This window comes from Streptococcus mitis, from assembly GCF_946190275.1.
Classification (GTDB): domain Bacteria; phylum Bacillota; class Bacilli; order Lactobacillales; family Streptococcaceae; genus Streptococcus; species Streptococcus mitis_DC.
This window is the reverse complement of the sequence record NZ_CAMHZQ010000012.1, coordinates 58621-67952: the sequence shown is the minus strand read 5'-3', so window position 1 is coordinate 67952 and position 9332 is coordinate 58621. Positions and strand designations below refer to the sequence as shown.

Genomic DNA, 9332 nt, shown 5'->3' with positions numbered 1-9332 from the left:
TCGCCTTCTGCCAAACGGTTGACGAGTGATTCAGCGACAAGCTTGTCGATTGTGTGATTATCCATGTATGTTCTCCATTTCTTTGATTTTCTGGTCTAGTTCTTGGACAGCTTTCAGCAAGTAGGGTACGAATTTTGAATAGTTGATAGACAGGTAAGATGTTGCTTCATCTATTTCAACTGCATGAGGGACTACCTCTTGTACTTCCTGCGCAATCAAACCAACCTCTTCGTGTTTTTGGCTCTCGATGAAATCAAAAGAGACCATGTTCAATGCTTGGATTTTATCCAAGGCATTAACTGGACTCTCTTTAATATTTTCTTTCAAGCGCCTATCTGAACTCGAAGTGATACCAGCATAACCTCTCCATTTGGATGTAGTGATTTGATTCCACCAGACGACAGCATTCTCTCCTCCAGCTGGATTTGACCCAGCACCATAAATATCTGCATTTCCTGTCCAGATACCTTTATTAGCATTAATCTTGCTGTAGAAATTAACGTTTGTAGAGCCAGAAAAGTCAACTTTCCCATAAAAACTAACTGTATTCTTACAATACATCTGTCCATCTGTGTCTACATGCCAAGAGTTCGGTCCTGCTTGATTCCAGTTATCGCCCCAATTGGCCCAAAAAGCTGTCTTGGTACCATAACCAGCACCATTCCCCATTCCAACCGAGAATTGGTTCACTCCAGAAATCCAGCGACCGCCTCCATTATCAAACTGCCCCAGAGTGAAACCTCCAATTTCGCCTTGATAGGCTTGTAGGAAGGTTGAGCTAGACACGACAGACTCAATCTTGGTTGTGAAGATTTGCTTGGAGGTCAGCTTGTCAATCAAGGCATCTCTAGCGGTCAGGTTCCGAATCAAGGCATCATCTACGCTGATTTTATCTCCCGTGATAGCTCCAGCTTGGATATGTTCAGCAGTGACAGAACCAGCGGCCATCTTCCTAGCTGTTACAGCACCATCTACCAACATATCGGACTGTACTCGAACGTGTGGAGCGATGATATCAACCCCTCTCGGACTTGCGGAAATGGTAGAGGCTAACTGCTCACCAGTTAGAGTAGTAGAGCCGATGGTCACACCTTCCGATGTCACTTGAACCCTCGCACTGTTAGCAGCATCTCGCACTTCCTGCCTGATTTCTTTAGCCGTCTGAGCGATAGCGCTCTTGACATTCTCATCAAAGAACTGGGTCAGCGCCCCTTTATTATTCTGCTGGATTTTGCCCCAGAGAGTGCTGTTCGGGTCTGTTAATTCCAGTTCAATAGAACGCATATCCTTGAAGAGACCTGACAAAGTACGTTGCGTGACAGCAGGCTCCACGAAGCTAGTAGGGAAATCTCCCTGCTCCAGTTGGATATCCGTCAGCACCGTATCACCCACACAGCCCATGTGATGAATCTTCAGCAGTTCATCTCGTGTCCGTGGTTGAAAGACCTTATAATACCGCCCATTATGCTCAAGAGCAGGCGAACGAACATTTTGAATGGTTATGTCCATGTGTTACCTCCATGTAGAATAGAAGCTCATATAAGTTTCTCCGTTTGATGAGTTAAATAAACTTTTTGCTTTCTCAAAATCTTCGGTAGTTCTAAAACGGGCTTTAATGTGGTTGTTACCATAGCCTCGTTCTAGTGTTGCTGGAATAATATTTGATTCAGTTTTACCGATAAATCGAACATCGTCAATCGAATTGTTCTGGAAGCCGAATGCATAATCGTATATATGCATTACATTCTCTCCGTAACTTGGAGAGGCGATAACTCTTTTGCCAAAAAGTTCTAAAACTCGTATTCTTTTCTCCCAGACTAACTGAGTTCCTACATAACGCTGAACAACTTCCTTGCCACCCACATAAATTCCTTCTCTAGCCATACTACCTCCTATGTTTTATAGATATCGTAGATAGTATTACTATCCTTGTTAGAAATTGCGTCATATTGAGCCCTTGTACCAGACCAATACTTCATCGGTTGACCGCCGTTCTGGTTGATGATGTTCTGACCAGGCGCTCCATCTGCTCCTCTGGGACCTGCTGGACCCGTTGCACCATTCGCCCCCCTTGCACCGTCACTAACATTGTCAAGCCGTGTGCTAGCAGCCGCTTTAATGCCATTGTGCGTTACAACGATGTAGACTTCAAACCAGCCTCCTGAACGTTGAGAGGCGTTCCACTGAGAAAACTTCCCATTCGCGTCAGGCGTTTGGCTCAGCAAACTTTGCCAGTTATTATTCCCAAAGCCTCTGTAGTAATAATCAACAGTATAGCCACTGGTTAACCGTGTCCCGTCATAGTAGACGTCCGCGATCAAATTCAACTGACTAGTCGCACCGTTTCGATAGCTTCCTTCGATACGTACATTGGCATTTAAGCTATGGCCGTTATCTCCTCGCAACCCCTCTCTCTGTTGGGTTGTCAGGTTCTCGAACCGCATAACACCGTCCGCTCCTCGTGGTCCTGTTTCGCCACGTTCTCCACGGTCGCCTTTTGGTCCAGTCAGATATTGAAGAGCTGAGAATCGGTCACGGCCATTTCCGACCTTGACTTTACCTGTATCGCTTTCTACACCCAACTCGCCATCGAGTAAGACCAGAGTGCTACTTGCCCAGTCTCGTGCTGACATACGCTTGTGTTGTACCCTTACTGGGATTGTCTCTGTCATGTTCTACCTCCATCAAAAATAAAAGTTGGACTCTCGCTCCAACTTCCGTCATATCTAGCATTTTGCCCATCAGCAATCGTCTTATAGACTGGCGCCAGTTCAATCCGCCTTGTCTGATTGTCAATCGTCACAGACCGCTCTAAATCTTGATACCAGTCCCCTGAGAAAGTCAGACGATAGGCACCGTAGTAGACTGCCAAGACCTGCTCCTCTTTCTGGGCCAGGTCTTTCTCAATCGCTGGCATGATTGTATTAGCAGGCGAAAGATGAACGTGTCCACCATAAAACGGTGTCTTATTGACCACTACAGTCACATCAGTTTTACCGTAAGGCGTGCAGGTTGCTGACCAGCTGATGACATACTGCTTGCCAAGTTCAAAGCCCTCTCCATTGTGTCCGACCTCCACAAAATCCGTTCCATAACTGATTTTTTTAGCCGTGCCACCATTGAGACGGTTCTTATTGTACTGGGTATTCCCGTCACCACCAATCAAACTAGCATTGACCCTTGCAGTTTCACTGACCTGCTCTAGCTTCTTGCTTAGTTCAGCGATTGAGTCCGCACCACTCATCAGTTCCTCACGGATACGCTTCACGAACTCAGGACGCTCTTTTTCCATTTCTTCGTGGATTTTAGCGCCCATTTCTTCGGCTTTAGCCTTGTACTGCTCGATGGCATCCGTGATAGCTTTCTCACGCTTGGCAAATTCAGCATCAAACGCACGGTCAGCATTTGCGATTTCCTTTTTCAAACGTTCTTCAAAAATCTTATGCAGATTTCTGCTTTCATTCAAAACGGCATCATTTACAATTCCTCCAATCGCATTAGCCAGACTTGACTGGAACGCCCCAAAACCTATTGATTTCAGACGTTTTGCCATTGGCGAATAGGTATATTTCGTGATTTTTTTACGAACATCAAGACCATACCACTCGTGGTAGATACTGACCACATCGAACATCCGAACTGCAGCATCACTCTGGCCGACAACCGAGATTTCAAGGTTGTCTTCCAGCATGTCACACATGCTGGCCCGAAAATACTGCTTACCGTATTCAATCAAGCTGGCTTGGTCTTTGACGTTCTGGTCATTGACCTCAACAACTGCTTCATAGATTTGACTATATTTTCCGAGTAAGGGGCTATCAATCACCACCATATAATCAACGTCAGGCGCCTTTTCTCCCTCGCCTTTAACAGTCGTTTTAAAGGTTATCCGAGTTTTCAGCGATTTGGTAGAGGTCTTATGCTGGTAGCTAGACAGGTTTTTCTTGTACATGAAAAGCGATTCATTCTCTGAACCGCCATTTTTTAACAAGCGTAAGTTATAGCCATTTCGCACCATATCTCCGCCCCATTGACCAAGGATAGAATGCTTGTCTTTCGCTAAGACCTCCATAGCATTCTTGTCCTTGATGTTGAGCGTATGCCTGTCGTCAATATCCGAGAAAAAAGAAAAGGGATTGGTTCTGGTAATACTACCAGCCAATGCGCTCAATGCCCTCGTCCCACTGACACGATCCACATCGATAGAGCTGACGATGTAGTTATTTAACAGACTGATAACCTGATTGGCATAGACTTGAATATATCCTTGTTGCTTTTCAACCTCAAAAATATAAAAATCCTGCTCACCATGTAGGTCATCAGCTGTCAAAAAGGTTTCCTCTTTAAGCAATTCCCACTTGGGATCCGATGTAGGAAAACGAAAGGTCAGTTGATAGGTATTGTTCCGTTCCTGGACGATTTCGTCATTGTAGGCCTCGTTTAAAGGCGTATTGCCCTCAGTAAGATAAATCATAAGATGTACCTCCAATTCGGCCGAACTGTGACCTTACGAACCGCGCCAGTGAAGACCAGACCGTTATTCCCGACTGCCAACTCAAAGAATCCTCCTCGTTTTCGTAGCGTATTTTGAACCGCACCATCTGCGTTGTAGATATTTTGTTTCTTATGTCTACAATCAATGGTCACTTTTCGTCTAATGGTCAAGTGCATAGTTGTCCGTCCGATAGTCAAAGAAATATCTCCGTCCCCCTCAATCTCAATCACAGGCTCGCTATAGACAGAGCCTGGATTGTTGACATTACCGCTTGCGGTAAAGATAAGAGGAGCAACATTTTTCTGATAGCGGAAGGGTTGCATGTTCAACTTAAGCTCTAGCTTCCAGGCATGCATCCCATGAGGGCTATAGGTTGCACCGATAAAATCCGCATAAAAGACAGACCCCAACTGGTAGCTAAACTCTAGCACATTGCCCTTAGGTTGAAATTTCTCCACGATAGTAGAAACATCCAGTAACTTAGGAATGTAGAACGAAAAAGTCCGTTCATAACTCTCATAGCCCCCATCTAGCACCCGATAACTTCCGTTAGCTCCGTAGAGGGTAGCATCTTCAGCCACCCTAGGTTTAGCTGCCTCCGCCTGACCAAAATCCGTCACTACGCAGTGAGGGATAGTTGATGTGTTAAAACCATTGATGATCATATAAAACATTAAATTCCCTCCCTAGCGTAAATTGCACCTTGACGTTGGTAGACGCTCATTGAAATTTTATCAGCGTCCAGGTAAGTATCTGACGGCTTTTCAAGGATAGCAGTAAGGATCTTCTCCATACTTGCTCTCAGAATCGCTATCTCAGACACGACTTTATCGCTGTCTTTACTGTTTATATCTCCTTGGGCTTGCACCACTATTTTAGCTTGTGCTTCTTCCATCTCACGAAGGAATTTAGCATCACTCGGAATGCCAACTCCTGCAGCATATTTAGGAACACCCATCTCACGCATCAAGCGTTTCGTCTTATCTGCTCGTAAAACTTTAGCTCCTTTAGGAAGAGGAAGCAAGACATCTCTACCTTCAGGAATGAAGCTCCTACCATCTGGAAGAGTGACTAATTCCTTGTAAGTACTATTGCGTTGGTCATTGACCATAGCGAGACCACCAGGATGGTAGTTGGTACCCTGAGCATGCCGACTAGCAAAAACATTCGTAAAGAAATCACCAGTTACCCTAGTAATCCAACTCCTAATGCCTGCAAGAACTCCAGAGGCATTATCTTGAGCGTTGATTGTAACCGTTTTGTCTTGAATACTATTAACGCCACTTTTGACCTCACTAACAGTACTAGAAGTGCTATTCTTGGCAAGGATATCCACTGGATTATATTGCTTAATCGCGTTGATAGCATTGCTCGTTTCGTTTCTTACGCCACCAGTCTGATCGGTCGCAAACAAATTGATAGGAGCTTCTTGTTTCGGAGAGTTTACACTTGCTTTTGCACTAGCAACTGCTTCACTAGTATTGTCAGTAGCATTTAATGACTTATTCTCTGGATTAGATAGATTCCAAGCCATAATTTTATCTATTGACAATTGCCCATTGCTCAAAACATTTGTAGGATCTAGTTTCAAATCTTTTGTAAATGGAGTAGTTGCATTCCAAGTCGTTAGCGTGTCAGTCGAACGAGCAACAGCTTTTCTGAAATTCTCATCCGTAGCCAGCAACTCTTTCTGCTTAGGAGTCAAAGCATCGTAGTTATAGAGAGCTTTGGAAGCCTCCTCAGCCTTATTCATCACATCTGTATTTTCCAAAAGCAGTTGCTTGACTTCCACAGGCATACTGTTCCAGATTCTAAGATGGTTTTCACTATCAAAGATAGCTTGCAAGCCTGCTTGATTTTGGACAATTAACTGTTTTTCTTCCAGTGTCATTGTTGACCACTTACCAGACTCAACAAGAGCTTCAGCAATCGTTACCCGAGCATTTGAGTTGATATTCGCATTTTTAACAATAAATTGCAATTGCTCCCAACCTTCAGCAGATTGAGTCGCTTCCCCAATTACTTCTTTTACATTGGATTTAATCTCAAAGTTCCCATTCTCATTGATATTCCCAACCAACAAAGACCAAGCGTCGTTTGCTTCTCTCGTTTCCTTGCTCATATCACTAGTATATTTAGCAAGAATACTGTTTGACTCTCCCACTTTTTGAGAAGCTTCTGCAGCTTTTTGGCCAATCACTTCATAAGACAAGCCATATTCTTCCAGAACCCTCTTAGCTTCTTCCCAGTAGTTCCAGCTTTGCCCAGTACGAGCTTTTACCTTAGCGTCAAGATTTTGCATAACCTGGTAATACTTAGTACCCAAAGCTTCCATGGTTTGGGTATGTTCCGTTTCAAGAGTTTGCAGTTTTTTGTTATAAGTCTCTCGATCAATGAGTTTACCTTCAAGCATCTGTTTCAGTTCATCTTTTGATGTTTTATATAACTGATTTTCTTCATCCAGAGCCTTCTTCAAAACATCTCTTGTGTGCTTTAATTGCGTTTCATTTAAACTACCAATCTCTCCATTCAGAGCCTGAAGTGCAGCCTTTTGTTGTTCGCCAGATAATTCCATCATTTCGATTCTAGCTTTTATCATCTCTCTTTGATTATTCAAGATGATTTCTTTTTCTTCTTGAGAAAACTTGCTAGCGTCGCCATTGTGACGTTTGTAAATTTCACTGACCTGATTAGCCATTGAATCGGTATTTGAAACAACTTGGTCATTTCTTGCTTTCATTTTAGCGATTTCTTCATCGCTAATACCCCACTTTTTAGCCAGTTCTTCCATTCTCTGACTAGCTTTTTCAGCACCTGTAGCTACTTCTTCATGAAGTTTTCTAAAAGCTTCAGAAACTTTTTCAGCATCGCCAGCGTGGGTTCCAAAGTTGGCTACTGCTGTGCTGGTATCATCTACAGTTTTTTGGAACGTTCGTAGTTCTCCACGTTGGACATCATCTAAGGTTGAACCAAATTCCTCCGCCTTAATGCGCGCCTCGTCTTTCTTATGTCCTAGATAGACCAATCCTCCAGCTAGTAAAGCAGTACCACCCACAAGCAAACCAATCGGATTTGTCAAAGCCCCAATAGCTCCAGACAAGAGACCAGAACTAGATGCAGCAGCACCAGCTCCTTCCGCTAAAACAGTAGCTTCACTTCCTACCTTAGCAAGACCGAGCCCCCCTTTTAAAAGTCCTCCTAATTTACCGGCATGTTTTATCAAAATACTAAGAGCCGTCGCTCCATTGCCTAGAAAGTTCAATAAAGGATATCCTAGAGCCAAAAAACCACCAATACCAACCGCCAAGCTCTGAACGGCTGGAGGGGCCTTACTTAACCAGTCGATAAATTGGTTCACCTTATCAATCACAGGAGTTAGTAATGGTAATAATTTCTGACCAATGTTAATCTGTAAAACTTCCAAACTAGATTTAAAACGTTCCACTCCGTTTTTAGAAGACTTAGATAACTCATTTGCTAAATCCTTTGTATAAGTCGTCGCCCCCTTGGTTTCGTTAGCGAGATTACGCAACGCATCTCCACCTTGGTCAACCAAGATATTCATCGCTGTCTGAGCTTCTGTACCAAAGGCTGTAGCAATCAAGGCCGATTTCTGAGCATCTGTCATTCCTTCCGTATTCTTTTTGATACGATCCAAAATATCAGGTAGCTTAATTGCCCCACTACGAAATTCTTCTGCAGAAAAACCTAGTTTTTTCATTGCCTCAGCGTTTTGCTCGGATGGTTTCAAAAGCCTTGTCAAAGCTCCACGAAGAGCCGTACCAGCCTTTTCACCAGCGATACCGTTGTTGGACAAAAGACCAACAGTAGCGGCGGTCTCCTCCAAGTCCATACCCACGTTTTTAGCAACAGGTCCTACATACTCCATTGCAGCCCCCATATCAGCAAAACCAGCGGCCGTTTTATTGGCTACAAAGGTTAAACTATTGGTTACTCGTTCTGTATCCTGAGTAGATAGTCCAAATTGTTGCAAAATATTCGTAGTGGCGTTCATCACCGTATTGAAGTCCTCACCAGATGCCTTAGCAGCATCTAGGATAGCAGGCATGGCTTCGATTGTCTGATTAGCATCAAAACCTTTCTTGATGATTTCTTGCATCCCTTCATTGATAGATGCAGTAGAAATCCCATACTGCTTCGCCCAATTTTTTGAACTCTCCCCCAATTTTTCAGTGGTTGCGCTCAACTCATTTGCGTTGGGAATCGTATCTGCTAACAGAGATTTGGTTGTGTTCATCTGGCTTTCAAAGTCAATCGCCTTCTTAGTAGAAAGCGTAAAACCAGCTAATAAAGCAGCAGATACAGGCTTCATTGCATCGCCCATAGCTCGCAATTTTTCCCCACCTTTAGCAAATTTTTCGCTCAAGGCATCCATCTTACCAGACCAACTATTCTCATGCCCTACATCTTGCAAAGCTTTTTCAACACCACGTAGCTGACCTTCCATTGCAGCTAACTTGGCATTCTCACGCTCAATATCAGCAGCAGCCTTGTCAAACTTAGCTGTTCCAGGTTCAAGTTTGTCAAAACTTTTCTTCATCTCATCCAAAACTTTACGTTGTGAATCAATGGCTTGTCCTAAAGTATTGTATTTCGCTTGAAGTAAGCTAGCATTTTTTTCATTCCCCTTTAAAGTACTATCCAAAGAACGGACATTGTTTTGAAAGTACTTTACAGCGTTTTTGGCACCATTTAGAGTAGGACTGAACTTCGACACGTCCAGCCCTAGCTCGATATACATCTGACCTAACGGCGTACCGCTTGCCATCTTGTTCTCCTTCCTATCTCCTCAGAGCAAAGAAAAAAGCCCTTACGG

Annotated in this window: 6 protein-coding genes; all 6 read right to left on the bottom strand. The window is 43.7% G+C overall.

Annotated elements, in window-relative coordinates; genetic code table 11:
• Positions 1-57: 57 nt before the first annotated feature.
• From N8M20_RS10585 to N8M20_RS07315, 6 genes are read right to left on the bottom strand one after another with little or no spacing between them, the layout of a single operon-like run.
• Positions 58-1509: a gp58-like family protein gene (locus N8M20_RS10585; RefSeq protein ID WP_314726186.1), complete on the bottom strand. Its 1452-nt coding sequence runs from the start codon at positions 1507-1509 to the stop codon at positions 58-60.
• A 3-nt stretch (positions 1510-1512) separates the two neighbouring features.
• A complete protein-coding gene (locus N8M20_RS07335; RefSeq protein ID WP_261079595.1) occupies positions 1513-1884 on the bottom strand; it encodes a hypothetical protein in 372 nt (123 codons plus the stop codon).
• A gap of 8 nt (positions 1885-1892) precedes the next feature.
• On the bottom strand, positions 1893-2672 hold the full coding sequence (locus tag N8M20_RS10580; RefSeq protein ID WP_314726185.1) for a collagen-like protein: 780 nt from the start codon (positions 2670-2672) through the stop codon (positions 1893-1895).
• Entirely contained in the window at positions 2669-4474 is a 1806-nt protein-coding gene (locus N8M20_RS07325) for a phage tail spike protein (protein ID WP_261079594.1), read from the bottom strand. The genes N8M20_RS10580 and N8M20_RS07325 overlap by 4 nt, the downstream gene beginning before the upstream one ends.
• On the bottom strand, positions 4471-5169 hold the full coding sequence (locus tag N8M20_RS07320; RefSeq protein ID WP_261079593.1) for a phage tail protein: 699 nt from the start codon (positions 5167-5169) through the stop codon (positions 4471-4473). Before N8M20_RS07320 ends, N8M20_RS07325 begins: the two co-directional genes overlap by 4 nt.
• On the bottom strand, positions 5169-9284 hold the full coding sequence (locus N8M20_RS07315) for a phage tail tape measure protein (RefSeq protein WP_261079592.1): 4116 nt from the start codon (positions 9282-9284) through the stop codon (positions 5169-5171). The genes N8M20_RS07320 and N8M20_RS07315 overlap by 1 nt, the downstream gene beginning before the upstream one ends.
• Positions 9285-9332: the final 48 nt, after the last annotated feature.

Excerpts from the sequence above, each read along its gene's own strand:
- N8M20_RS10585 (WP_314726186.1), bottom strand. The coding sequence starts at position 1,509 with ATGGACATAACCATTCAAAATGTTCGTTCGCCTGCTCTTGAGCATAAT.
- N8M20_RS07335 (WP_261079595.1), bottom strand. The coding sequence starts at position 1,884 with ATGGCTAGAGAAGGAATTTATGTGGGTGGCAAGGAAGTTGTTCAGCGT.
- N8M20_RS10580 (WP_314726185.1), bottom strand. The coding sequence starts at position 2,672 with ATGACAGAGACAATCCCAGTAAGGGTACAACACAAGCGTATGTCAGCA.
- N8M20_RS07325 (WP_261079594.1), bottom strand. The coding sequence starts at position 4,474 with ATGATTTATCTTACTGAGGGCAATACGCCTTTAAACGAGGCCTACAAT.
- N8M20_RS07320 (WP_261079593.1), bottom strand. The coding sequence starts at position 5,169 with ATGTTTTATATGATCATCAATGGTTTTAACACATCAACTATCCCTCAC.
- N8M20_RS07315 (WP_261079592.1), bottom strand. The coding sequence starts at position 9,284 with ATGGCAAGCGGTACGCCGTTAGGTCAGATGTATATCGAGCTAGGGCTG.